23 protein-coding genes are annotated in these 26,699 nt (G+C 51.7%); 20 read left to right on the plus strand and 3 right to left on the minus strand.

The genetic code is table 11. The features are described from left to right. Positions 1-18: 18 nt before the first annotated feature. Complete coding sequence (locus LCH85_08910) at positions 19-828, minus strand: SDR family NAD(P)-dependent oxidoreductase (GenBank protein MCA0352102.1); 810 nt, start codon at positions 826-828, stop codon at positions 19-21. Positions 829-890: 62 nt separating this feature from the next. After that, positions 891-1,472 (minus strand): TetR/AcrR family transcriptional regulator, encoded by a 582-nt coding sequence (locus LCH85_08915; protein ID MCA0352103.1) that lies wholly within the window; start codon positions 1,470-1,472, stop codon positions 891-893. A 334-nt stretch (positions 1,473-1,806) separates the two neighbouring features. Here LCH85_08915 and LCH85_08920 point away from each other — a divergent pair, with 334 nt between their 5' ends. From LCH85_08920 to LCH85_09010, 19 genes are all read left to right on the plus strand, one after another. Beyond that, positions 1,807-4,392: an SUMF1/EgtB/PvdO family nonheme iron enzyme gene (locus LCH85_08920; protein MCA0352104.1), complete on the plus strand. Its 2,586-nt coding sequence runs from the start codon at positions 1,807-1,809 to the stop codon at positions 4,390-4,392. Positions 4,393-4,412: 20 nt separating this feature from the next. Continuing rightward, on the plus strand, positions 4,413-6,293 hold the full coding sequence (locus tag LCH85_08925; protein ID MCA0352105.1) for an ABC-F family ATP-binding cassette domain-containing protein: 1,881 nt from the start codon (positions 4,413-4,415) through the stop codon (positions 6,291-6,293). A 23-nt stretch (positions 6,294-6,316) separates the two neighbouring features. Beyond that, a complete protein-coding gene (locus tag LCH85_08930) occupies positions 6,317-7,912 on the plus strand; it encodes a hybrid sensor histidine kinase/response regulator (GenBank protein MCA0352106.1) in 1,596 nt (531 codons plus the stop codon). 6 nt (positions 7,913-7,918) lie between these two features. After that, positions 7,919-8,629 carry a response regulator transcription factor gene (locus LCH85_08935; GenBank protein ID MCA0352107.1) on the plus strand — a complete coding sequence of 237 codons (711 nt, stop codon included), beginning with the start codon at positions 7,919-7,921 and terminating at the stop codon, positions 8,627-8,629. Positions 8,630-8,705: 76 nt separating this feature from the next. Then, positions 8,706-9,029, plus strand: coding sequence for a response regulator (locus LCH85_08940; protein MCA0352108.1), 324 nt, complete (start codon positions 8,706-8,708; stop codon positions 9,027-9,029). Between the two features lie 397 nt (positions 9,030-9,426). After that, positions 9,427-9,858 (plus strand): chemotaxis protein CheW, encoded by a 432-nt coding sequence (locus LCH85_08945; GenBank protein MCA0352109.1) that lies wholly within the window; start codon positions 9,427-9,429, stop codon positions 9,856-9,858. Beyond that, positions 9,851-10,270, plus strand: a complete 420-nt coding sequence (locus LCH85_08950; protein ID MCA0352110.1) for a hypothetical protein — start codon at positions 9,851-9,853, stop codon at positions 10,268-10,270. Before LCH85_08945 ends, LCH85_08950 begins: the two co-directional genes overlap by 8 nt. Positions 10,271-10,292: 22 nt before the next feature. Next, complete coding sequence (locus LCH85_08955; GenBank protein MCA0352111.1) at positions 10,293-11,792, plus strand: methyl-accepting chemotaxis protein; 1,500 nt, start codon at positions 10,293-10,295, stop codon at positions 11,790-11,792. A gap of 15 nt (positions 11,793-11,807) precedes the next feature. Further along, on the plus strand, positions 11,808-14,117 hold the full coding sequence (locus LCH85_08960; GenBank protein MCA0352112.1) for a hybrid sensor histidine kinase/response regulator: 2,310 nt from the start codon (positions 11,808-11,810) through the stop codon (positions 14,115-14,117). Between the two features lie 50 nt (positions 14,118-14,167). Continuing rightward, on the plus strand, positions 14,168-14,527 hold the full coding sequence (locus tag LCH85_08965) for a response regulator (protein ID MCA0352113.1): 360 nt from the start codon (positions 14,168-14,170) through the stop codon (positions 14,525-14,527). Then, positions 14,527-15,609 (plus strand): chemotaxis-specific protein-glutamate methyltransferase CheB, encoded by a 1,083-nt coding sequence (gene cheB, locus LCH85_08970; GenBank protein ID MCA0352114.1) that lies wholly within the window; start codon positions 14,527-14,529, stop codon positions 15,607-15,609. Before LCH85_08965 ends, cheB begins: the two co-directional genes overlap by 1 nt. Beyond that, entirely contained in the window at positions 15,606-17,066 is a 1,461-nt protein-coding gene (locus tag LCH85_08975) for a tetratricopeptide repeat protein (GenBank protein ID MCA0352115.1), read from the plus strand. The genes cheB and LCH85_08975 overlap by 4 nt, the downstream gene beginning before the upstream one ends. Positions 17,067-17,070: 4 nt before the next feature. Continuing rightward, the gene (locus LCH85_08980; protein MCA0352116.1) at positions 17,071-18,165 is read left to right on the plus strand and encodes a serine/threonine-protein phosphatase; all 1,095 of its coding nucleotides are present in this window, start codon (positions 17,071-17,073) and stop codon (positions 18,163-18,165) included. Positions 18,166-18,175: 10 nt separating this feature from the next. Further along, a complete protein-coding gene (locus tag LCH85_08985; protein ID MCA0352117.1) occupies positions 18,176-19,732 on the plus strand; it encodes a tetratricopeptide repeat protein in 1,557 nt (518 codons plus the stop codon). Continuing rightward, a complete protein-coding gene (locus LCH85_08990; protein MCA0352118.1) occupies positions 19,729-20,148 on the plus strand; it encodes an ATP-binding protein in 420 nt (139 codons plus the stop codon). The genes LCH85_08985 and LCH85_08990 overlap by 4 nt, the downstream gene beginning before the upstream one ends. Positions 20,149-20,372: 224 nt before the next feature. Next, entirely contained in the window at positions 20,373-21,896 is a 1,524-nt protein-coding gene (locus tag LCH85_08995) for a hypothetical protein (protein ID MCA0352119.1), read from the plus strand. Between the two features lie 47 nt (positions 21,897-21,943). Further along, a complete protein-coding gene (locus LCH85_09000) occupies positions 21,944-22,999 on the plus strand; it encodes a glycosyltransferase family 4 protein (GenBank protein MCA0352120.1) in 1,056 nt (351 codons plus the stop codon). Then, positions 22,996-23,925: a glycosyltransferase family 2 protein gene (locus tag LCH85_09005; protein ID MCA0352121.1), complete on the plus strand. Its 930-nt coding sequence runs from the start codon at positions 22,996-22,998 to the stop codon at positions 23,923-23,925. Before LCH85_09000 ends, LCH85_09005 begins: the two co-directional genes overlap by 4 nt. 287 nt (positions 23,926-24,212) lie before the next feature. Then, complete coding sequence (locus tag LCH85_09010) at positions 24,213-24,716, plus strand: SMI1/KNR4 family protein (protein ID MCA0352122.1); 504 nt, start codon at positions 24,213-24,215, stop codon at positions 24,714-24,716. A gap of 229 nt (positions 24,717-24,945) precedes the next feature. Here LCH85_09010 and udk read toward each other — a convergent pair whose 3' ends face one another. Next, positions 24,946-25,590 carry a uridine kinase gene (udk, locus tag LCH85_09015; GenBank protein ID MCA0352123.1) on the minus strand — a complete coding sequence of 215 codons (645 nt, stop codon included), beginning with the start codon at positions 25,588-25,590 and terminating at the stop codon, positions 24,946-24,948. A gap of 192 nt (positions 25,591-25,782) precedes the next feature. Between udk and LCH85_09020 the strand changes: the two genes are divergently transcribed. Next, the gene (locus tag LCH85_09020; protein ID MCA0352124.1) at positions 25,783-26,679 is read left to right on the plus strand and encodes a caspase family protein; all 897 of its coding nucleotides are present in this window, start codon (positions 25,783-25,785) and stop codon (positions 26,677-26,679) included. Positions 26,680-26,699: the final 20 nt, after the last annotated feature.

A 26,699-nucleotide genomic window follows, 5' to 3' on the forward strand; every position in this document is an offset into this window, starting at 1 on the left:
CGTTCGCAGTGTATGAGACTAGGCAGCGGTCTTGCTACCACTGAACAGACGGCGTTTGAACGCCTCAAATACTGCCTCTGGGAGCACACGCTGGAGCATCAGGGCGATTGTTCCATCCACGCCAACGGGATAGCGCAGACGGGGCTTGCTAGTCGCGGCGCGAAGGATCACACGGGCGACTGCGCCAGGGTCCATGCCTTTCTTGGCATTTGTGACAAGGCTTTGCTGGGCACTTTGGCGACCTGGGGTATAGTCGTCAATCGCGGTGGTTGGCCACTGCGCGACGAACGGCGTGTTCACATAGCTTGGCTCGATCAGTGAGACGCTCACGCCGAACTGCCGAACCTCGGCGCTAAGGGATTCGCTCAGGCCTTCCAAGGCAAATTTGCTCGCGCTATACAGGCCGCCGTATGGCGGCGCAATGTGCCCAACAATCGAGCTAACATTGATAATGTGGCCGCTACCTTGCTGGCGCATAATCGGCATTACCGCTTTGATCATGCGGATAACACCGAACAGATTGGTATCGAACTGAGCTTGCGCATCGGCAATGCTACTTTCCTCAACCGCGCCAAACTGCACATAACCTGCATTATTGACGAGGATATCAAGTTGTCCGGTCTGGCCCAGCAGCGATTGAACCGCTGCATCCACCGAATCGTCCGAGCGGACATCCAGCGGTAGCCAAGTAAATGAGTGCTTGTGTGAAATCGGGTTGCGGCTCGTGCCGAAAACCCGAAATCCTTTGGCTGCCAAGAGTTCCGCAGTTGCTTGACCAATCCCCGATGATGCGCCCGTGATGAGCACGACCTTTTGTTGCGATGTCATTAATCTGTTCCTTCATGAATAGTCATGTTTGAATAATCGTTCAAGCATGAGGTCAAAAAAATTTAGTTGAAAATCGATAACGCTGTTTTTACGATATCGTCGAGCATTCCCCGCTGCTGCTGGCTCCGCGCAAGCACGCGCAGGCTGATAAAGGTTCCTACTAAGAAATGCGCCAATTGATGGGGATCGTGTTGCCACGAGAGTTCACCCGCAACCTGCGCCTTGATCAGCAGCCGATAGAGCGCTTCTTCGAACTCGTTCAAGGCCGACTGGATGATCTCGTTAACGGCATGATCATGCGGAGCTATTTCTAAGGATGCATTAACCAAAAAACAGCCACGGCGCGCTGGGTCGTGCAGCAAAGCATCAACCTGGGCTTGGAAAAGCTGGCCTAATATAACTTGGAGTGAGCCAGTTTGCGCCAAAATAGCCATAGTTTGGGCTTTAATAGCGGCAGTATACTGATTAAGCGCTGCTAGGTATAGCGCATGTTTATCGCCAAACGTTCCATAGAGGCTACCGCGCCCGATTCCCGTAACTTGGACGAGATCTTCGATTGATAGCCCTTCGTACCCACGTTCCCAAAAGGCGTTCATGGCTTTTTCGAGAACCCGTTGAGGCTCAAATGCTTTCTTGCCTGCCATAAGTCGTCTCATACTCCTGCTTGCAGCGAAGTATAGCATATGTTGGAACGATAAGTCAATGATCATAAATGGAAGTGCTAGACCAGATCGTGCTCATTCAATTGTGCTAAGCATTGAGACTCAGTAGTTTTAACCTCAAACGCTTGCGAGTAGCTATCAACGAGGGCCAGCTTGCCCATCTTTTTGAGCTATCCAAGGCGAATCCCCTCTAGGGGTTGAGTGTCAAGGGTTTTCATCTGACTATCAGTGCCAAATAGCGCATTCTAACGATTGAGATGGCTTGATCGGGGTGCTACAATAGGATGACAATGCTGCTGCACAAGAGGCTGAATTCATGGTTTGTCCACGCTGTTCAACCGAATTAAAAACTGGGGCACGCTTTTGCCCCAAGTGTGGTGCTGGTCTACCCCGTTGGACTGGCCGCCTTGCCAATGGCGATGTATTGATTGATCGCTATGTGGTGGTTCGCCCGTTGGCCCGTGGTGGCATGGGCGCGGTTTATTTGGCGACCGATCGGCGGCTTGGTGATGCTCCAGTCGCGCTCAAAGAGATGACGGGTTTGCATCAACCAGGCGATACCGATGCTTGGGAACGCGCTGTTGGCGAGTTTCGGCGCGAGGCTTCGCTCTTGGCGCGGCTAAGTCACCCCAATTTGCCGCGCGTGATCGACCAATTTCGCCATGACGAAAACGAATTTTTGGTGATGGAATATGTCGAGGGTCAAACGCTCCGCTCCGAAATGGAAGGCCGCACCGAGCCGTTGGCCTTGGAAACGGTGATCGATTGGATGCGCCAATTGACCAACGTGCTGCAATATTTACATAATCAAAACCCACCGATTATCTATCGCGATCTCAAGCCGCCGAATATTATGCTGCGCCCCGATGGCCGAATTGCCCTGATCGATTTTGGCATCGCTCGCTTGTTCAAACATGGTCAAGAAGGCGATACGGTGATTTATGGCACGCCTGGTTATGCGCCGCCTGAGCAATATGGCTTTGGTCAAACCGACCATCGCTCGGATATTTATAGTTTGGCGATGGTCATTCACGAATTGTTGACCCGTTTTGAGCCAGCCAAACGTGAAAGTACCCGCCCGCCGTTGGCGCATAATTTGCGTAATACTGTGCCACCTGCCTTGAGCGAGGTGCTGCACCGTGCAATGCATCCTGATCCTGCTGATCGTTATCAATCAATGCGCGATTTTCAAATGGCAGTCGATCATTCATTAAATCAAAATCAGGTTGCCGCCTTGCCTGATGCCACAGTGCTGCATCAAGCGACGATTGCCAAGCCCAAAGCTGCAAATTGGTGGTGGCTGGCGCTGGCCTTGGTTGGTATTGGCTTGATTGGCTTTTTGCTGGCCCGCACCTTTGGCGTATTTGCGCCTGAGGTTCAGCCAACCAGCGTGGCCCAAATTACGCCTAGCCTAGCTGAGCCAACTCCGATCGAAGCCACGGCTGTGCCGATCGTGATTGGGCCAGCTCCGCCGGGGATGTTGGCGATTCCTGGTGGCACATTTGTGATTGGTAGCGATGCTGGCTCACCTAACGAGCAGCCAGTTGGTCGCGGCTATCTGCCAACCTTTTATATTGATCGCACTGAGGTGACGGTAGCGGCCTATCGCGCCTGTGTCGAGCAACAACGCTGTAGCGAGCCAGCTGATCGTAGTTCGCTGACGGTCGCTGATTATTACGATAACGCCCAATATGCTGAATATCCGATGATTAATGTTTCGTGGCAACAAGCCTTGACCTACTGCCAAGCTCAAAATAAACGCTTGCCCAGTGAGGCCGAGTGGGAGCGGGCGGCGCGGGGCACTGAAGGCCGCATCTATCCATGGGGCGACCAGTGGGATGCCAGTTTGCTGAATGCTTGGGGCGCTGGAGTTGCTGGCGATACCCGCGCAGTTGGCAGTTATCCTAATGGTGCTACGCCCGAAGGCGTTTTGGATTTAGCTGGCAATGTTTGGGAATGGACGAGCAGCCTTGATTTGCCCTACCCCTACAATGCTGCTGATGGCCGTGAAGTGCCAACCCAACCTGGCTCGCGGATTGTGCGCGGCAGTTTTAGCGGCACGAATCCTGAGAATGCTCGCGCGGCGGTGCGCGAACGACGCGACCCTGAATTGCCCTTAAATATTATTGGCTTTCGCTGCGTCACCAACGATTTTTATGTGCCCGAAGGCATGGATTTTATTGCGGGCGGGCGCTGGACGATGGGCGCAACTGCCGAAGATTTGGCGCATTACAAAGAAGTCTATGGATGGCAAGGCTTGCAAAATGAAGAACCAGCAACTCCAATTTCGACCACGGCCTTTTATCTTGATCGTACTGAAGTGTCCAACCAAGCCTATGCTGAGTTTATTAATGCGACTGATCGCGCTGTCCCGACCAATTCATTTGATCCGGTTGGGCTTTCATTGTGGTTGCCCGATCGCACAGTACCAATCTCGCTGAGCCAACATCCAGTTGTCAATGTAACCTGGGATGATGCCCGCAGCTATTGCGAATGGCGTGGCAAACGGCTACCGACCGAAGCCGAGTGGGAACGGGCGGCGCGTGGCGATCAGCGCACGATTTTCCCATGGGGCGATCAAGCTGATGCTAGTTTGCTCAACAACAAGGATTTTGGGCCAGGCCGAACTATGCCCGTTGGCACATTGCCAAACGCTGGCCCCTATGGCACACTAGATCTTGCAGGCAACGTGTGGGAATGGACACAATCGCTGTATATTCCCTATCCGTATCATCCCAATGATGGGCGCGAGTTGCCGACTGGCGCAGGTTCGCGGGTATTGCGCGGTGGTTCGTGGTTCGATGATCTGATGTCAGCGCATACCACAGGCCGCAATTCGTTCCGCCCCGACCTTGCCAATATCAATGTTGGTTTTCGGTGTGCACAGGATGTTGCACCATAAGCTAGATGTGTTAGGAATGCATGAACATTATCAATTTAGAAACTATTTCCAAAGCCTATGGCCCTAAAGTGTTGTTTGAAAATATTTCTTTAGGCTTAGCAAGCGGCGATCGAATTGGCTTAATCGGGGTCAATGGCAGTGGTAAATCGACCTTATTAAAAATTGCTGCTGGTTTAGAACAACCAGATACTGGCCGCGTAACCTTGCGCAAAGATTGCCGAATTGGCTATTTGGCTCAAGATCCGCCGATGGATGCCAACCAAACGGTGTTGGAATATGTGTATGCGGCGGCGGGCGAAGGTGCAACCTTGCTTAGCCAATATACGCTTGCCAGTGTGCAGCTTGAGCAAGACCCTAACGATACCAAAGCGCTGGCTGCCGTAGCCGAGTTGAGCGAACGTTTGACCACGCTTGATGCTTGGGATACCGAGTTGAGCGCTCGAACGGTGCTTTCGCGGCTTGGCATTACCACGCTTGATGCCCAACTTGGCACGCTCTCTGGCGGCCAACGCAAGCGTGTGGCGATGGCGCGGGTGCTGATCGAAAAGCCCGATTTGCTGATTCTCGATGAGCCAACCAACCATATCGACCCAACTACCGTGGCTTGGCTGGAAGGTTATTTAGCCAATTTGCAAGGCGCGTTGCTGCTGATCACCCACGATCGCTACTTTTTGGATCGGGTGGTGACGGCGATTGTTGAGCTTGAAGATCATCAATTATTTTCGTATCCAGGCAATTACGAGCGCTTTGTGGTCGAACGAATTGAGCGCGAACGCCAACGCGCCAAGGCCGAGCTTGACCATCGCAACGAGGTGCGCCGCGAATTGGCTTGGTTGCGTCAAGGTGCGCAAGCTCGAACCACCAAACAACAAGCCCGCGTCGATCGCGCTAATGCCTTGATCAACCAAGAGCGCCGCCAAGAGCGTGGAACCTTGGAGCTTGAATCGACAGGCCGACGGATTGGCAAAAAGCTGATCGAAATGCATGGCGTGAATAAGCAAATTGCTGGCAAAACCTTGCTGAGCAATTTTGAATATCAGCTTACTCGCGACGATCGGCTGGGAATTATCGGCCCAAACGGGGTTGGCAAATCGACCTTGCTCAATTTGATCGCAGGCCGTTTGCAGCCTGATAGTGGCGAATTGGTGGTGGGCGAAACCATCCATGTGGCCTATTACGATCAAAGTAGCAGCGATCTTAACCCCAACCAACGCTTGATCGATTATGTCAGTGATGGTGCTGAGTTGGTGCAAACAGGCGAGGGTTTACGCACCGCCAGCCAAATGCTTGAGCGCTTTTTGTTCCCGAATAATCAGCATTGGGATTATATCCACAGCTTGTCGGGGGGCGAACGCCGCCGCCTTTATTTATTACGAACCCTGATGCGCAATCCCAATGTGTTGCTGCTCGACGAACCCAGCAACGATCTTGATGTGCAGACGATTGCAATTTTGGAAGAATACATTGAGCAATTTAATGGCGCAGTGATTATCGTCTCGCACGATCGGGCTTTTCTCGATAACACGGTTGATCATTTGCTGATTTTCGAGGGCGATGGCAAGGTGCGCCACTTCCCAGGCGATTACTCGGCCTATCGTGAAGTCTACGAACGCGAGCAATCAGCACTCAAGGCTGTAACCAAACCGTCAACTCAAGAGCGGCCACGCGAGCAAAAACCGCGTAAACTGAGCTTCAAAGAGCAACGCGAATTGAGCGAACTCGAAAAAACCATCGCCAACTTAGAAGCCCGCCAAAACGAATTGAATGCAGCATTGAATAACGCAGGCAGCGATTATCAAGCCTATACCCGTTTGCACACCGAACTTGAGCAGGTCAGCCAAAGCTTAGAACAAAGCTACGAACGCTGGATGGAACTTTCTGAGCTAGCGTCGGCTTCGTAATTTTCAGCGCATGGAGCACAGGAATGCAAGCAACACCCGAACTAATTTTGATTGTGGATGATCAAACCACCAATGTGATGGTGTTACAGCGGATGTTGGAACGCGCTGGTTATGCTACTGCCTGTGCTCGCAGCGGCTTCGAAGCCTTGACCATGCTCGAACAGCAAGTCCCCGATTTGATTTTACTTGACGTAATGATGCCGGAAATGGATGGCTACCAGACGTTGCAGGCAATTCGTGAGCGCAACCATCTGCCATTTATTCCAATTATCTTTGTTTCGGCCAAGCAAACCACCGCCGATACGGTAACTGGGTTGGATTTGGGCGCTGATGATTACGTTACCAAGCCCGTCAATCGTGATGAATTGCTGGCTCGTATGCGCGTGCTGTTGCGCTTGAAACATACGCGCCGTGCGCTCCATCGGGAACAAGAACGTTTGCGCTTTCTCTATCGGGTTTCGCAAACCTTGCATCGCTCGTTGGATATTGATCAAGTGTTGCCCGAAGCCTTGAATGCGATCAACGAGCTGTTGGGAGCCAGCCGTGGTAGCGTGTTGCTGCTCGATGATCAAAATCGGGTTTGGCGGCGGATTCTGTTTCGACCACATTTGCCGCCTGCCGAGGCTGAACAAGCGATTCAGGCGGTGCTACGTGAAGGCTTGGCCTCGTATGCCTTGCGCACTGGCGAAGTCCAAATCGTCGAAGATGCCCAAAACGATCCCCGTTGGAAGCATTTTTATGATGATCGTGAGGAAATTGGCTCGGCGCTGGCCTTGCCATTACATAATTATGCCCAAAATACGATCATCGGCGTATTTATCTTGGTGCATCCCCAACGTAATTTCTTCCGCACCGAGCTAGAAACCCTGATCAAAGCATTGACTGATCAATTAAGCGTGGCCTTGACCAATGCGGCGGTCTACACCCGTTTGCGCGAAGCTGAAGATAGCCGCGATGGCTTTATTCAAATGCTGACCCACGACTTACGCGCACCGTTGGCAGGCATGGTTGGCTGCTTCGATGCCTTGATGACCACCCAGCTTGATGATGATGGCAAATTGTTTGTCGAGCTTGGCTTTCGAGCCGGAGCTGCCCAACAACGCCTGATCGACGATTTGCTCGATGTGTATAAGGCTGAGGCTGGGCGTTTGGTGCTTAGCCAGGAAACCACCAGCTTGCAGCGTTTGGGTGAATTGCTGAGTGAGCAAGTTTTGGGAATTACGGTTGAACAACAACTAAGCTTTGAGCTTGATCTGCCAGCCGAGCCATTGGTGGTGCTTGATGAGCATAAAATGGTGCGCGTATTGGCCAATTTGGTCAGCAATGGCATCAAATGGACGCGGCCAGGTGGTACAATTCGCGTGGTTGGCACGGTTGATCAAGCGCAGCAACTGATTACCCTAAACGTCAGCGATACGGGGCAGGGGATTGCTGCCGAAGATATTCCGCATATTTTCGATAAATTTTATCAAGGTCGTACTACCGCCCAATCGCGGGGTACTGGGCTGGGCTTGACCTTTTGCAATTTAGCGGTTGGTGCTCATGGCGGCACAATTAGCGTGGATAGCCAAGTAGGCAAGGGGACGACGGTCACCGTGCAGCTACCTTGGAAGGAGTAACACCCGATGCCAGCACGATGGCGTATTCTTGTAGTTGATGATGACACGATTATTCGCCGCACGCTCGTGAGCAATTTGCTTAACGATGGGTTTGAAGTAATGGCGGCAGAATCAGGCCAATCGGCCTTGACCATGGTCGAAAGTTCATGGCCTGATCTGGCGATTCTCGATTTGATGATGCCTGGCATGACTGGTTTTGAACTATCCGACCGTTTGCGGCGCTATGTGGAAATTCCAGTGATTATGCTGACCTCGATTTCCGATGAGGCTACAACTGTACGCGGCCTTGAGCAGCATGCCGATGATTATATGACCAAGCCCTACCGCTACCCTGAATTGCGTGCACGGGTCAATAAACTGCTGACCAAATCGTATGAAGGTGGCTTGCATCCAGGCGAGTTGGTGGTAATTGACGAAGATCTCTCAGTTAATTTTGGTCAGCATATTCTGTTGCGCAAAGGTGAGGCAATTCCGTTGGAGCCGATTGAGCTACGGGTCTTGTACTTACTGTTGCAAACACCAACTGTGGCGGTGGCAACCACAACCCTGTTGCGCAAGGCTTGGGGCTTGGGCGAAGAGGGTGATCAATCCTCGTTGTGGGTGCGAATTCGCTCGTTGCGCACCAAACTTGAGGACAATCCATCAAAGCCAATCTACTTAAAGACTGTGCGTGGCGTGGGCTATGTGTTCGACGTGCAACCACGGCGCGGCTTGTAATCTTACTCGTAAACTTACATTCTTATAGTGGTGGTGATGGTTGCCCAAATGATCCATCGCTATAAGGATGTTAAGTATGCTAAAGACTGTTTTGCTGGTTGATCCCGACTGGATCACCCGAACGCTCATGAGATATCACCTTCGCCGGGCAGGCTATACAGTCTACGAAGCCGATTCCTGCACTCTCGCGGCTCAACTGAACGAGCAATATCAGCCAGAATTTATCATCCTTGATGAAGCGATTTCAACCGAGCACAGCAATGCGCTCAATTGCCGCGATCATCAGAACTATATTTTGCTGACCGATCTGCCGCAACCCCGAACCACTGGCCGTTTGAGCTTAGCCAAGCCAATTACTGGCCATAATTTAATTAGCCAATTACAAGCCTATCGGGCATAGGCGCTAGGGGTCGGCTATCCGGCGCATAGTTTTGAGCCACGAAGAACACGCAAATTGTTTTTTGATCCACGAAGAGCACGAAGCACACGAAGGTTAGATTTTTTGCTGTGAATTGCCCGAAACATGTTCCGATAGCCCAAAGCCTATCGCCATTCAGATCTCTGCGCCTCTGCGTTGAATAGTGTGATCCTCAATTTTTGATGGTTGCTTTCATCCCTCATCCCTCATCCTTCATCCTTACAAATTACTTGCTTTAGTACGCTTGACAGTTGGGCTACCTTGCGACTATGCTAAGCTACGATTTGCTGCTTTAGAACGCGCCATTTGTGATGATTCAATGCTTGGTTGCTGCTCAATTGAGCCATACAACCATTATTGAATCATGCGGGAGCCTATTGTGAGCCAAGTTGAGGATCAATTGGCGCAATTTGTGGTTTTTATCCTCGATCAAGAACGGTTTGCTTTGCCAGTTGAGCAGGCGCGTGGCATCGAACGTTGGCGTAATCCAACTCGCATTCCAGGCACTGCAACCGCGATTATGGGGATTATCAATCAGCGCGGGGTGCTGCTGACGGTGGTTGATATGCGGGTGGTTTTAGGCATGAAGCCAATTACCCCGACTCGGCGTAGTCGTTTTTTGCTCGTTCACGAACAGATCGATTGTGCAATCGCGGTTGATCAGGTGATCGATATGTTGACCTTGGATGTGGGTTTGGCTGAGCCAACTCCCCATCGTGGAACGGTCGCTAGCCGAGGTTTGCTGCCAACGCCGTTTGGGTTTGCAACCTGGCTTGATCTTAATGCCCTACTTGGGTCGATCAATGGTTAACCCAGTCATTGTCAGCGATCTTTATCCAGTTAATGTTGGCGATCAAACGATCTTGATTCGCCAAACCGCCTTGGTTGGTGTGGATTATGTTGCCAATAGCGGGCAACCAATTAGTAGCGTGGTTCAGCAATCTAATCCAATCGATGTCATTGACTTAAATCAGTGGCTCCAGCAGCCAATTGGCCAACAAGCCAATCGCTTAGCCTTATTTGTGGTTGGGCAAACAGCTATGGGCGTGGTAGTCGATCAATTGGGCGACCCGATTAGCACAGCCTTGAGCCTGCAACCACTGCCAAGCCTAGTTTCCGATAGCTTGCTCGACCCCAGCATTTTGGGCATTATTATGCTCGATGAACGCCCATGCCTCATGCTTGATCTTGAACTGTTTGTGCTGGTACACGCCAAGCGCTAGACCAGTGCCAAGGAGTCTGCTCATGGCGAATTTAGGTTCGCTTTTCTCGCTCGATTTTACGAATTTGACTGATCGCCGCCGCGTGATTATGCGGATTGTTGCCTTGGCTGCCTTGGTTGTGCCTTTTTTAGTGGTCTTGGTGGCGTGGATTTACGAGCGCAATAATCCACAATTGTGGGATGCCCTTGGGGTTTTGTTTGTCTCGATGGGCGCGGTTTGGTTGATTGCCTTGTTCAGCTTGCGCATGATTAATCAAGGCCAAGATCAAATTGTTACCTATGTTTTAATTGGCACAATTTCGTTGTCAGCCTTGGCTTGTGCCGTGCGCTATGGCGGCATCGATCAAAGCCTGATTGTCTCGCTGTTGCTGGTGATGCTGTTTATTGTCGGTTTGGTCGCAACATGGCGCGAAATTGTCTCGTATGGCGTTGCGATTACCTTAGCGTATGGTCTGTTATTACTGCTCAAGGGCAACCTTGAATCATTTCGAGTGACAACCCTGACCGCTGCCAATAACGCCGGGGTCTATGGCGTTGGGGCGGTGCTGTTTTTTGTTGGCTTGGCTACCACGATTGTCCTGACCACGATTTTTAGCCGTGCTTTGGCTGAATATTCGCAAAAAAGTGAGCAATGGACAGCCGATTTGATGCGGGCCAATGAGCAGTTGATCGAGAAAAATATTCAGCAGATCGAGCTTGGCACTGATCTTTCGTTTGCCGCTACCGAATTATCGGCAGCCTCGCAACAACAAGCTTCGGGGGCAACTGAGCAAGCCTCGGCTGTGGCAGAAGTTTCATCAACCATCGAAGAATTGGGCTTTACAGCGCGACAAATCGCTAGTGCCTCGGATCAAGTCAGTATTGCCGCTCAACAAACCTTGACCTCGTTGGCCATGGGCCAGCAATCGGTTGATGAAGCGATTCAAGGTATGGAGCGGATCAAGCAGCGGGTACAAGAGGTTTCTTCGCGAGTTTTGAGCTTGGGCGAACGTTCGCATCATATTAGCGAAATTATTGCCTTGATCGATGATGTTTCCGATGAAACCCACCTGCTGGCCTTGAATGCGGCGATTGAAGCGGCTGGAGCTGGCGAACATGGCCGCCGATTTGCCGTAGTTGCCGCCGAAGTCAAGAGCTTGGCCAATCGTACTTTGGCGGCTTCGCGCGAAGTTAAAGATGTGATTGCCGAAATTCAGGCTGCGACCAACGCCTCAGTGCTGGCCACCGAAGAGAGCGTCAAAGAAGTCGAACAAGGGGTCAGCTTGGCTCATCGTGCTGGCCAAGAGATGGATTCAATTGTGGTTTTGGGCGAACATACTGCCCAATTAGCCCAAGAAATTAGCCTAGCAACCGCTCAACAACAAACTGCATCGGAGCAAGTTGTTGAAACCATGCGTGAAATTGCCGAAGTCTCACGTCAAACGGCGGCTGGTTCGCGCCAAACTGCCGACGCTGCATCCAAACTCACCGCGATTGCAAATCGCTTGCATTCGTTGGTCAACATTGATGCCAATACACGCTAAGCGAGGAGCTATCGCATGGGCGGTTTTGATTTATCAGCATTTTTTGGCCAGTTTCGCGAAGAAACTGAAGAGAATGTGCGGGCCTTGACCACAGGCTTATTGGCCTTGGAGTCAAACCCAGGCGATCGCGAAGCGATTGATACGATTTTTCGGGCGGCACATACGATCAAAGGCTCGGCGCGCATGCTGGGTCAAGTCGATATGGGTCGTTTGGCACATACCATGGAAAGTTTGCTTTCGGCCTTGCGCAGTGGCATGCTAGCCATGAATTCGAGCATTAACGATGTGCTGCTGGCCAGTGTTGATGTGCTGCTAGTGCTGAATTCCCAAGTCAACGAGCCGCCGCCAACCGATCCCAACGTTGATCGTTTGGTGGAGCAACTGAATGCCTTGGCGGCTGGTGAAAGCTTGCCGACTGCGCCAATAGCGCCTAAAGCTGCGCCAATTGTCGCGCCAGTGGCCGAACCAGAACCTGAGCCAGCGCCAGTTGTGCTTGAGCAACCCAAGCCCGAACCAGTGGTTGCTAAGCCAGCCGTGCCTGCCAAACCCAAAAAATCAGCCTCAGCCGAAGCCCCCAAGCCAGTGATTAGCACTCGTTCGACCGTGCGTGTGCCAATTTCGCGCTTAGATCGGTTGTTGAATACCGCTGGTGAGTTGGTGGTGACCCGTCAATTGCACCTTGAGCATGTCGCCGATCTTGAGGCTTTGGATAAATTGCTGACCAAAAGTGAGCGCCTGAGCCAACAATTGAGCGAGCGCTTGACGGGCCAACGCGTGACCTTTCAGCAACGGCGCGAGGCCAGCGAATTAGCCAGCCAACTGCAAAATCTGGCCCAATCGACGCGCAATCAGTTGCGCTTGCTCACCGAGCGTTGGAGCAGCCATAGCGCTGCTAGCGAGGCCTTGGTCGATGAACTTGAAGCCGAGGTCATGGCGACCCGTTTGCAACCTGTGGCTGGTTTGTTTGCGCCAATTCCTCGGGCCGTGCGCGAGCTGGCTCGTTCGTTGGGCAAAGAAGTTAACTTAATCACCGAAGGCGAAACCACCGAGGCCGACCGCAAAGTGATTGAGTTAATGGCTGATCCGTTGGTACATTTGGTGCGCAACGCGCTTGATCATGGCATCGAAAGCCCCGATGAGCGTGTGAAAGCTCACAAGTCTGCCGAAGCAAGCTTGCGTTTAGAAGCTCGCTCGTTGGGCGGCACAATTGAAATTATTATCAGCGACGATGGCCGTGGAATCGATCCAGCAGTGATTCGGGCAACTGCAATTAAACGGGGAATTATCGAGGCTGATGCCGCGACTCGCTTGCGTGATGAAGAAGCTTTGGAGTTAATCTGGCAGCCTGGTTTTTCCACCAGCGCAATCATCACCGATGTTTCAGGCCGTGGCGTGGGCATGGATGTGGTGCGGGCGGCAGTGACCGAGGTTGGCGGGCGGGTCGATGTGCATTCGGTGCTTGGCCAAGGCACGACCTTCACGCTGATTTTGCCAATTACCTTGCTGACCACGCGCGTGTTGTTATTTGATGTGGCTGGCACGACCTATGCCTTGCCCTCGACCGCCTGTTTAGGTGGGCGGCGGGTTGCTGGCGGGCAAATTCAGACCGTCGAAGGGCGACCAACCGTACGGGTTGATGAGCGCAGCGTGAGCATTGTAGCGCTTGCGCCCTTGCTTGAGCAGCGCGGCCCCTTGCCACAACCATCGGATATTTCCAATTTGGTGATTTTGGGGCCAGCTAATCGCCCATTGGCCTTGCTTGTCGATAAATTGGTCGATGAACGTGAGGTGGTGGTTAAATCGTTGGGCGCGTTGTTGAACGAACAGCGTTTATGCACTGGTGCGATTGCCCTGCCTGATGGGCGTTTGGTGTTAGTGCTCAATCCCTTGGCGATTGCGGCGCGGGCGCGTGAATGGGGCAAACCAGTCGCTTTGCCAGCGCCAACCAAGCTCCAACCCGCCAAATTATTGGTCGCGGAAGATTCATTTACCACCCGCGAACTACTTCGCTCAATGCTGCAATCGGCGGGCTATGTGGTTGAAACGGCGATTAACGGCCAAGATGCGCTTGACAAGCTCAATCACAATTCCTACGATCTGCTGGTAAGCGATGTTGAAATGCCGTTGCTAACTGGCTTTGAGCTAACCCGCCGTGTGCGTGCCCATGACCGTTTGCGCCAACTGCCAATTATCATTATCACCAGCTTGGCCCGCGATAGCGATCGGCGTGAAGGCTTGTTGGCTGGTGCGCAAGCCTATATCGTCAAAAGCCAGTTTGATCAAAGCAACTTGCTCGAAACGATTCATCAATTACTTGGTCGCTAAAGTAGCGCCGCCCGAATCAAGGCTTATCTGCCCCTGCGAGGAGTTTTTCAATGAGTGAACGTATCTTAGTTGTTGACGATAGCAAACTGGTTACCGATATTGTCAAAATGCGGCTGGAAATGTATGGCTATGCTGTCGATTTGGCCTACAGTGGCGAGGAAGCGCTGCAAAAAATCGGCGATCTCACGCCCGATTTGGTAGTGTTAGATGTGCAGATGCCTGGGATTGATGGCTATGAGGTTTGCCGTCAGTTACGCGCCAATCCCTTGTTTGAAGAGCTGCCAATTATCATGCTAACATCGATGGATGATAAACGGGCAGGCTTTGAAGCTGGAGTTGACGATTATCTCAACAAAGATCTCGATTTGCTCGATTTGCCTAATCGGGTCAAATTGTTGTTGGGTATGTAATGATGACAGGGCCGCTTGCACCAATTCGAGTGTTGGTTGTTGATGATTCGGCGGTTTCGCGCCGAGTCATCAGCACTATTTTAGCCAATGATCCCGCGATTCAAGTGGTTGGCGAGGCCCGTGATGGCCGTGAGGCGGTGCAATTGGTGGCAGCGTTGCAACCCGATATTATCACAATGGATGTGCGCATGCCGGTGATGGATGGTTTGCAGGCCACCGAAGAAATTATGGCCTATCATCCTACGCCGATTTTGGTGATCACCTCATCGCTGACCCGCCATGATCGTAATTTAACCTTTCAAATGCTCAACGCCGGAGCTTTGGAAGTTTGGGAGAAACCAACCGACCTGACCCTAGCTCAAGGCGAAGCTAATCGGATGCGGCTGTTGGAGCGGGTCAAGGTGCTTTCACGAGTTAAAGTGTTGACCCATTTGCGCGGGCGACGGCGCAAATCGCCAACGACCGAAACCAACATTCCCTTATTATTGGCCTCGGCTAGCCCGCCAAGCCAACGCTGGCTGATTGTGGTTGGGGCTTCGACTGGCGGCCCACGAGTGTTATACAAACTCCTGCATAGCCTGCCTGCGAGCATCCCCGCAAGCATTATCATTGTGCAGCACATCGCCGAGGGATTTGTTGGTACAATGGTAGACTGGTTGGACAATCATTCGCCCTTGACGGTGGAATTGGCGCAACACCGGGGTAGTTTGAAAAATGGCCATGTCTATGTTGCGCCCGATACCCATCACTTGCGGGTTGATGCCAACTGGACGGTACATTTGGAAACTGAACCCGATAATTTGCTCTATCCATCAGTCGATGTGACTATGCAATCAGCTGCCAAAGTGTTGCCGAAACAGACGATCGGGGTGTTATTGACTGGTATGGGTCGCGATGGAGCGCAAGGTTTGTTGGCTTTACGCCGCTCTGGCGCTCGCACGATCGCCCAAGATCGAGCCACTAGCGCGATTTGGGGCATGCCACGGGCGGCAGAGGAAGCTGGGGCTGCCATGGAATTTTTAGCTGCTGATCTGATTGCGCCGCGTTTGGTGGCGTTGCTCAGCGAAACTGAACGTCGATGAGCGAGTTGAGCACTGAACAATGGATGATCATCCGCGATTATCTAGCTCAACGGGCTGGCTTATATCTCGATGATAGCCGCATGCGCCAAGGCCGCATGCTCGTTCAGGAGCGTTATCGGCAATTACAAATTAGCCCCGCTGCCTATACATTGCGAATTCAAGACCCCACCAATGGCGGCGAGTTGCAATGGTTGGCTGAACGCTTGGCTAACCATGAAACCCAATTTTTTCGCAACCCTGCCCATTTTCGGGCCTTACGTGAGCATATTCTGCCTGAATTGCAGCGTTCGCGCTCGCCGTTGCGGCCATTGCGCTGTTGGAGTGCTGGTTGCTCAACTGGCGAGGAACCCTATAGCATGGCCATGGTTGCCTTGCAACAATGGGGCAATCCGCCGAGCCGCCCGATTTCGATTTGGGCTACCGATTTGAGCAATGTGCCGTTGGAGCGAGCGATTGCCGCCGAGTATCGTGGTCGTTCGCTAACGAATGTGCAAGCCGACTACAGACAATGGTTTGAACCGCAATCCAACGGAGCGTTGCGTGTCAGCGAAGCCGTGCGATCCTTGGTACAATTTGAACAGCACAATTTGCTTGATGCCCTGCCACATTGGGCCTATCAACTTGATGTGGTATTTTGCCAGAATGTCACGATCTATTTTCAGCTGGAAACATGTCGCCAATTGATCGAACGGATTTATGCGGCGATGGCGGTTGGTGGCTATCTGCTCTTGGGCTTTTCCGAGTCGCTGTGGGGCATTTTTGATCGCTTTGAAACGGTCGAGGTGGCTGGGGCGTTTATCTATCGCAAAGGCGATGGTCAACCTAAACCACGCCCCAACTTGAGCGAACGACCAATCACCAAGCCGCTGAATAAGCCAGCCGAGCCAATACCAGCGCGGCCACGCCCAAGTACGCGGCCATTAGCGCCAGCTAGCCCAAGCAAGCCGCCCGATGTGACGAGTTTGTTGGATGAAGCGCGGAAATTGCGTGGCCAAGGCCAGCAGCGACGTGGATTAAGCCTGTTGGCGAGTATTGCGCCCAACCAGCGCCAGCCAGCAATTTTGGCTTTAGCCGCGCAATTGCACGCCGATCTTGGGCAGCATGAGCAAGCGGCGGCTGAGGCGCGGCGGGCATTAGAGCTTGATGTGCTGCAAGATGCTGCCTATGTCGTGCTGGGCATGATCGAACTTAACCAAGGCGCATGGGATAAAGCGATTAATTATCTTGAGCGAGCCAGCTATTTAGTGCCCGATTCGCCGACGATTGCCTTTCATTTAGCTGAGAGCTATCGCCATCAAGGGCGAGCAACCGCCGCTTTACGTTATTATCAACATGCCTTGCGCAAATTGGCCCAACATTCAAGTAGCACGGTTATTGATGGAATTGCCGTGGGGTGGCTGCGTTCTGCTTGTGAACGCTGGATTGGCGGCTTAGAAGCCAGCCAAGGAACATTCTAAAACTATGCAAAAAGCACAATCAGCAATCTATAGTTCACTGCTCAGTCACCGCGCCCAAGGTCGTGTGGCGGTTCCGCTTGAGCCACCAGTGCCAACCCCGCCCGCAGCGCCTGAACCCGACCAACGCCAAGCTGAGCTGGAACAAGATTTGCAATTGGCGCGAGATTTGCAACAGGGCTTGATGCTCGAAACCGTGCCGCGCCTGCCTGGCTGGGAAATGAGCGCGGTCTCATTGCCAGCGCGTGAGCTTGGTGGCGACCTCTATGATTTTCTGGCGGTCAACGGCTCGCAGGGAATTATGATTGGCGATGTGAGCGGCAAAGGCTTGCCTGCGGCCTTGCGGATGGCAGTAGCACGAACCGTGTTTCGGGCTGAAGTGCGACGCGGCCAATCGCCAGGCCAAACCTTGGCAGCGGTGAATAATATTTTGATCGAAGAAATGCCCCAAGGCATGGTTACGATGCTCTATGCATTAATCGACCCGCAAACAGGCATGATGCACTTGGCCAATGCTGGTCACAATTATCTGATTGTGATCAATAATCAAGTGATTGAAATCGAAACGTCAGGTGTGCCACTTGGGGTTATGGAAATTGATTGTTATAGTGAATCCATCTTACAACTGAACTATGGCGATTCAGTCATGTTGTACACTGATGGTATTGTTGAAGCGACCAACGAACACCAAGTATTGTATGGCTACCCGCGTTTTCAAAGCCTGTTACAAGCAGTTGGCCATCTCAAGCCACGCGCCTTGATGGCCCGCGTGCTGAGCGAAGTTCGCGCCTGGACTCAAGGCCAGCTTAAACACGATGATGTGACGATGGTGCTGGTACGGCGGCGCTTGGCAAATTTGCTTGATGAAATGCATAGCATTGTGGCCGATGTGGTTGGGCCAATCACTGCTGACGAGTGGTGGCAAGCCTTGAACTTGGTTGGCACAACCCGCACGCCCGACCAATGTCTAGAGTTATTGCGCCCACTGAATGAAATGGTATCCAGCCAATTTGGCCGTGGGATTGCCCGTGAACTCCAAGCGCAATTGCGCCCAGTGATCGAAGAATATCGCTTGCTCCAATCCACCAAAGGATCGTCCTAAGGGAACTGTTATGACTACCAATGTTGACACTTTGAATGTAATGCCGCTGGACCTCGATACCTTTGCTGGGAGCGAGCGTTTTATGGCTGGGACGCGCTTGGGTGCTGCGTTTGGGCGCGGGATCAAAGCCTATTTGGCCGCCAATTATCCTGATGCAATCGAGCATTTTAAAACTGCATTAATCGCTGCCTATGTTGAAGGCGATGAGAAATCGCAAATCTACGATCGCGAACGGGCGATTATCTATCTGTATATTGGTAATGCCTGTGCTTTTCAAGATGATTGGCCGACGGCTCAGCGCGAATATTTGGAATCGGTACAAACCGACCCGCAATTAGCCGAAGCCCACTACAATTTAGGTGTGGCTTTCGGCGCGATGCGCCAAATTGATCGGGCAATTGGCGCATTCAAGGAAGCGCTTGAGCATAATAATGGCTTGTACGAGGCCCATTTTGCGCTTGGTCGCGCTTATCAAATGCTCGATGATGCTGGCCGCGCCTATATTCACTTTACTTCAGCTCGTGAATTGCGGCCTTATGCTGGCGAGCCTTTGTATTACATGGGTTTGATGCACCAAGCTCATGGTGCTCACGAATTGGCTCAGCGTTGTTTTGCCGAGGCGCTACGGGTTGAGCCAACCTTTATCTCGCCCAGCGTTGGCCCCGATGAAGTGCTGGTCAGCAAATCCGAGCAAGAGGTTGCCAATTGGTACTATCGTTTGAGTGACGACCTCAAAGCCCAAGGTTATGATGAAGATGCCAAGCGGATTTACGAGGCCTTGCTGAAATGGCGACCAACCGAGCATCGTGCCCGCTATTTGTTGGGCAATTTGTTGGCGCGGGCGCGGCGCTGGGAATTATCCTTGCAAGAATATGGCCGAATTCCACCGCAAGATCGCTACTATGTTGATGCGCGGCTGCGGATCAGCGCAATTTTACGCTTTCAGGGCAAGCATCGTGAGGCCTATAACCATTTGTATAGCACCGCCAAGTTGCGGCCCAACGATGGTCAAGTGTTCTTACAAATGGGCAAGTTGCTCTATGATTTAGAGAAACATCATGCTGCGATGCGTGCTTTTGAACGCGCGGTCCAACTTTTGCCCAAAGATCCCAATGCCTACTATTTATTGGGATTTATGTACACCGTGTTGGGGCATGAAAGTTGGGCACTAGCAGCCTGGCGTAAAGCGGTGGAGTTAGCGCCGCATGCGCATTCATTGCGCTACGATTTGGGTTATATGTACACCCGCCGCCGTCGCTACGATTTGGCTTCGCGTGAATTTAGCCATGTGCTGATGCATTGGCCCGATGATATTGAAACCACCTTTATGCTGGGTACATGTTATAAAGAAATGTTAGAACCAGCCCAAGCCATACCATTATTTGAAAAAGTGCTGCGCCGCAACCCACGCCATACTCAAGCACTCTACTATTTGGGGGCATGTTATCTCCAAGTTGGCAACAGTTCTTTGGGTAAGGCCTACCTGCGCCGCTATGAACATCTGATCAACCAACAGGAACAATTACCACAAAAGGGCCGTGCAATGGCTCGTGGAGGTTCGCGATGAATCGGATTCACCTCAACATTCCATCGGATTTGGTCTTTGAGCGGGTTGTGCGAGCTAGTGCTGCCGAACTCGGTAGCACAATGGGCTTTCCACGTGAGCGCGTCGAAGATTTGAAACTGGCGGTGAGCGAAGCAGTAACCAATGCTATCGAGCATGGTGGCGGCGGCGGTGTGGCTGGCTCGGTCGAAGTGATTTTCTCGTTGCATGCCGATCAGTTAGAAGTTGAAATTATTGATCATGGCAAAGGCATCGAGCATTTCAATACCGAACGGCGGGTGGTCGAGGAAGATAATCTCGAAGCGGGCATGCTGCGCGGTTTCGGCTCCTATCTCATCAGCGAGTTGGTTGATCAATACGAAGTGCAAAGCTCAGGCACAGGCACAAGTTTGCGCTTACGAATTTTCAAAGCGAAGTAGGGAGCAGGGGTCAGAATTCAGGGGTTAGGCTTCAGGAAACACGGCTATAGGCGCTAGGCTAGCGGAACAATTTGTGGAATGACAATGATCTCAAAAAGCCAAAAGCCTATAGCCGCTAGCCTATGGATTAAATGCCGATCCCTCGCCCCCGGCATTCCACTAGTCCCTGATCCCTCGCCCCTCGTCCCTAGCCCCCTAAGCCACCGTATAATGGAGAACATTGCATGCAGCGCCGACGATGGATATTAATCGCAATCAGCCTGACGCTGCTTCTAGCGAGTGCTGGCTTGAGTTTAGCTCGCACAACTGGCCTGTTGGATGACCCGAATTGCACAACCAGCGATTGTACGTTTTTACCGTTGGCCTTGAAAAATTCTAGTGAAATTACGCCAATGCCAACAAATGCGGCAACCGCAACCAGTGTGATGCTCTCGCCAACTGCAACATCGAGCACTACCCCAACCGCCGCGCCAACCGCAACCAGTACCTCAACTAATGTGCCAACTGCGACGAACACCGCAACCGATGTGCCAACCGCGACGAACACACCAACTGCTGTACCAACCGCAACCAGTACGCCAACCGACGTGCCAACTGCGACCAATACACCAACTGATGTGCCAACCGCGACCAACATACCAACTGATGTGCCAACCGTGACCAACACACCAACCCATACATCAACGCCAACGAGTACATCAACCCATACATCAACGCCGACCAGCACGGCTACGGCAACCCCACGTCCACCAACCACCACCCCAACCACGATTGTGGGTACGGCGACCCCAACCACACCGCCCAACTTCACACGGATTGTTTGGTCTACGGCTGTGCCAACACCATTTAGCTATCCTTTTGCGGCGGTTGAAGCTCAAGGCGCAGTGGTTGGCGGCAAATTGTATGTCTTTGGTGGCTTCGGTCAGCCTGGTTTATCGGGCGATACACCCTCGCGCTTGTCGAACGTGTATGATCCAGTGGCCAATACCTGGACAGCGATTGCGCCCTTGGAGCGAGGTTTGACTCACGTTGGTACTGCCACCGATGGTCAAAAGATCTTCCTTGTTGGTGGCTATATTGAAGATTTTGATGGAGTTGGCCAGATTTTCGGCTCACGGGTTTCGCGCTATTACGACACCGCCACCAATACCTACACCAACTTGCCGGTGATTCCGATTCAACGGGCGGCGGGCCAGCTGTATTATCTTGATCGGAAGTTGCATTATGTTGGTGGAACCTATTACAAACAGGTTGATGTTGGCACGCATTTTGTGCTCGATTTGAATGATTTGGCGACTGGTTGGGTGACCCAGACCAACCAACTAACCTATGCCGAGTTGCCCAATCCACGTCAACATGCTGGTGGGGTGGTGCTTGATGGCAAACTCTACTATATTGGCGGTCAGCATGGCCACGATGGTAGTTTAACCGTCGATAACGATGTGCATCGCTATGATCCCGCTACGAATATGTGGGAACAAATGGCCGATATTCCGTTGGCCTTGAACCATATTAGCCATTCGACCTTGGCGCTTGGCGGTAAAATTTTCGTCTTTGCTGGCCAAACCACCAACGGAACTAAACATAATACGATTTATGTGTATGATCCGGCCACGAATACTTGGGCACAAATGCCTAACAACTTGCCAGCAACCCGTTATTCAGGCATTATTGGCGAGATTAATGGCACGTTGTATTTCACGACTGGCGGCGGAACCAACAGCTATCGTGGAATTCCCACACCATAGCATTATTTTGCAGGGCGTTGGTCGCGTTTGGCGGCCAACGCAAAACTATGAGTATCACGATCTATCCAATTCCGCGTTTGCTGGCAACCAACCCATATCTTGATTTGTTGTATGCGCCATTTGCTGCATGGCCTGATGTGCAGATTGCACGCCAGCCATTTGCTCAAACCTTGCGCCATGGCTTGTTGCATGGCGGTCAGCGGGTGCTGCATTGGCACTTTTTTGATGAACTGACCCAGCAGCCCAGCCAAGCGGCAACTGCATTGCGTAGTATGAGCTTTATTGTGCTATTGCGTTTGCTGGCTTTGCGTGGAGCAAAATTGGTTTGGACGGCTCACAACTTGGAGCCACACGAATTGCGTTACCCCCAATGGGCGCAGCGTTGTTATCAGGCTATGGCGCAGGCGGCTGAGCAAATTATTGTACATTCGCAGGCCGCCGCCCAACTGCTCGATCAACGCTATCAGGTTGCCGCTAAAACCAACGTGATTGCCCATGGCTCGTATATCGGTGTCTATGGCGAAGCTTGGGATCAAGCGGCTGCCCGTGAGCAATTGCAACTAACGCCCAAAGGCTTTGTTGCGCTCAATCTTGGCACATTGCGTCCCTACAAAGGTGTGGAATTGTTGCTTGAGGCTTGGTCAGCCGAGCTTGGCCGCTTGCTGATTGTGGGTGCGGCCAAAGATCAACGCTATGCTGAGCAATTGCAACAACAGGCAACCAATCCTAGCATCACGCTACGGCCCCAGTTTATTGCCGATGCCCTTCTGCCTGCTTGGTTTGCCGCCTCCGATGTGGTCGTATTGCCCTATCGCAAAACCTTGACCTCAGGCATGTTGCTGGCAGCGCTTTCGTATGCCACGCCAGTGGTTGCGCCTGATTTGCCGCCAGTCCGCGAATTGATTCGCGATGGCGAGAATGGCTTTTTGTTTGAGGCCAACGATGTGGCTAGTTTACGCGCCGCTTTACACCGTGCCGCCGCCCATCCCGATCGACAAGCTTTGCGCCAAAATGCGCTCCAAACAGTTCAAGCGCTTGATTGGAGCCTGATTGCCAACCAAACTGCGGCAGTTTATCGCCGTTTATTCGAGAAACCCGCATGATTCCAGGCCAAATTTCGATCATCATCGTGAGCTATAACAGCGCCGCACTATTGCCCGCTTGTTTTGCAAGCCTCGCCACGACCAACGACGACAATTATCAATTAATTGTGGTTGATAATGCTTCGAGCGATGGCTCTGCTGAGTTGGTACGTCAGCAGTATCCGCAGGTTCAGCTGATTGCCAATCAGCATAATCATGGCTTTGGTGCGGCATGTAATCAAGGTATGGCGGCGGCGACTGGCGAATATTTTTTATTTTTCAATCCCGATGTACAAATTACGCCCAATTGGCTGACACTCTTGCGCCAGCACCTAGCAGCCAATCCCCAAGCGGCAATTATTTGCCCAACCACCTTGTATCCCAATCAAGCGCCGCCAACCCGTCATGGTGTGGCGATCACGGCGGCTGTGCCAGGCTGTGCAATGCTTTTGCGGCGCAGCGCATGGCAAGCAATTGGCGGTTTTGACCCAGCTATTTTCTTGTATTGGGAAGATACCGAGTTGTGTTGGCGGGCGTGGTTGTTGGGTTGGCAGGTGCTCGAAGATTTCGAGGCGCTGGTGGTACACGAGCGTGGTGGTAGCGGCGGCGGCCAGCGCTGGCTGGTCGAGAGCAGCAAGAATGGCTTGTATTGCTACCTGAAGTTGCGGCCTTGGTCGGCGGTTTTGGGCTATAGCCTGCGCATGCTGGCCAAAACGGCGATTGTAAGTTTGTGCCAGCGCAATCTGGCAATGCTGAATGTTTGGATTTGGCATATTCGTAATCTCAAGCAAACCCTCGCCACGCGCCGCAGCATTCAAGCCCAAATCAGCGCTGATCGCAGCGAAGTTGAGCGTTTGATCAAGCAGCATTTAGCGCGTGGCAAACGGGAACGCAACGAAAATCAAAAGTCAAAAGGCAAAAGTCAGAAGGCAAAAGGCAAAAGTTAGAAGGCAAAAGGATGAGACTGGATAGCGCAGAGACGCAGAGGATTCGAGGGGCTAGGATTCAGAATTTAACGGAGAGACGCAGAGGATTCGAGGGGCTAGGATTCAGGGGTCACAGGGGCTGGAAATTTAAGCATAATCATATAAATCTGGGTCAATCTGTGGCTAAAAATAAAACTTCGCGATCTTCGCGCCCTTCGTGGTTTCAACCCTCGCACCCTTCGTGTCCTTCATGCGCTTCGTGGATCGATATTCATTCGCTGGCCTGGGTTAATATTGAGGAGATGTAGATGAACATAACAATTGTTGATGGCTTTACTCCAACCAATGAGGCTGAAGTTGCGGCTTTTGAGCAAGAGTTGGGCTGTCGTCTGCCAGAAGATTACCGCGCTTTTTTGCTACAACATAACGGCGGTCAGCCTGAGCTAACAGTTTTTGATATGAATAGTAACTTGCTGCCTGATGATCAAAGTATAATCCACTATTTTTTATCCTTAGACCCAGCAGCGGAATCCTCTGAAATTCGTCAAGTAATCAGAACATTTACAGAATATGAGACGCGGATTCCACCAGAGCTTTTGCCAATTGCCCACGATCTTGGAGGCAACCTAATTTGCTTGGGAATTCGTGGCGAGCAGCGGGGCAAAGTTTATTTTTGGGATCATGAATTTGAGCTAGAAACTGAAGAAGAAGGCGATCTGTATTACAACGTTTCGTGTTGTAGCCCTTCATTTCAAGCATTCGTTGATAGCTTGTTGCCTGAATCCTCGCTTGATGTTGACGAGGCAGCATAGAGATCGGCATGAGCTTTGGGTTACATAACCTTCGCGATCTTCGTGCCCTTCGTGGTTTCAACCCTTGCGCCCTTCGTGTCCTTCGTGCGCTTCGTGGATCAGAACGGATGGCGAGAGGCTAAAGGCACTTAATCTTCCGAAAAAAGTCCAATAGCCTATCACCATCTATACTCTGCGCTACAACCCGCTCCTTATGTTCGATGTTTTTTTTGCCTTCTGACTTTTGATTTTATATTTGTTTCTCGCTTTCGGCTAGCAAATACTCGACGCGGGCAATCACCATATCGATGGCAATTGCATTCAATCCACCGCGTGGAATAATAATATCGGCATAGCGCTTCGTTGGCTCGACAAATTCAAGATGCATCGGGCGCACAGTATTGGTATATTGCTCGATCACCGATTCGATTGAGCGTCCACGTTCGGCAATATCGCGTTTGAGGCGGCGAATAAAGCGCAAATCGGCATCAGCATCAACATAGATTTTTACATCCATGCATTCGCGCAACACAGCTTCGGCAAAAATCAAAATGCCTTCGACCAAAATAACCGGACGCGGCTGCACATGCATCACCTCAGGCCGACGACCATAGCGCGTAAAATCATAAATTGGCACTTCAATCGTTGTACCATTGCACAAGGCCTCGATATGTTGCGCCAGCAAATTGCTATCGAGCGAGTTAGGGTGATCGAAATTGACTCGCAAGCGTTCTTCAAACGAAAGCTCAGCAAAATCACGATAATAGGAATCGTGCTGTAAAAATGCAATTCGTGATGGCCCGACGCGACTAAGAATCGCTTGGGAAACGGTAGTTTTGCCTGATCCAGTTCCGCCAGCGACCCCAATCACAATTGGTCGTTGCTCTGCGCTCACGCCGTTTGTCCTCCATTGTTCGCAAAAGGGGAGCAAAGAACAACTAGTTCTTTGCCCCCATCTGCGCCTATTGTACCTGATTATGCTGGTTTTGCATGCGCTGGTTTTGCTCTTGACAGGGCCATATCGCTCTACTACTGTATAGCCACGCTGCAATCATCCCAAAAAAATTAGCGCTGAGGAGTTTGCACTATGGGTATTCGTGGCTTATTTGTGGGAATCAATAGTTATAGCGAGCGGCCACTCAAGGGTTGTGTCAACGATGTAAGCGTAGTTCGTGAGTTGTTCAAAGCCCAACACGCTGCTGCCGATGATCAACTGCGTTTGATCACCGATGCTGCGGCTACGCGCCAAGCTATTATTGATAATTTGGGCTGGCTCGCCGAACCGCTCAACGATGGGCAGCCGGAAATTCGAATTTTTCACTATGCTGGCCATGGCGTACAACAGCCTGATCAAAATGGCGATGAACCTGATGGTGCTGATGAATGCCTCGCGCCAATTGATTATCCCAGCGCTGGCTTGCTGAGCGATGACCATTTAGCCGAGCTATATCAAGGATTTTTGGGTACAACGCGGCTCATTTTGTTGATGGATTGCTGTCATTCGGGCACGATCAGCAAAGACCCTTTTTCCGATATTCGGTATCGCACCTTAACTCCCGCCAAAGTGGTTTATGATGAAATTCGTGCCAAGAAGCAGGCCTATCAACAACACCAGGTTGATAGCGTAGCGCAACAAATTCTTGATCTGCAACAACGGAGCGCCGACCCCAGCGAAATTGCTAAGTTTGCAGGCGAGTTGGTCAGTTCGTTGCAAAAACAGAGTTTTGGCCAACGCCCACAGCACGAAAACACCATTTTGATTTCAGCCTGCAAGGCCGAGCAAGTTGCCGCCGATGCCAATTTTGGCGGAACCTACCACGGTGCCATGACCTTCTTTTTGAAAAATATTCTCAGCGAAAATCCCCAAATTAGCTATGCCAACCTTGGCGAACAGCTTCGCCGTAGCCTCTACGACAATAAGTTTCAACAAATTCCCCAACTTGAGTGCCCAAATAGTCTAATTAACCAGCCCTTCCTACGTTAATTAACTAAGCAGCCAATTGC

The sequence above is a fragment of the Chloroflexota bacterium genome, from assembly GCA_020161265.1.
Taxonomy (GTDB): domain Bacteria; phylum Chloroflexota; class Chloroflexia; order Chloroflexales; family Herpetosiphonaceae; genus Herpetosiphon.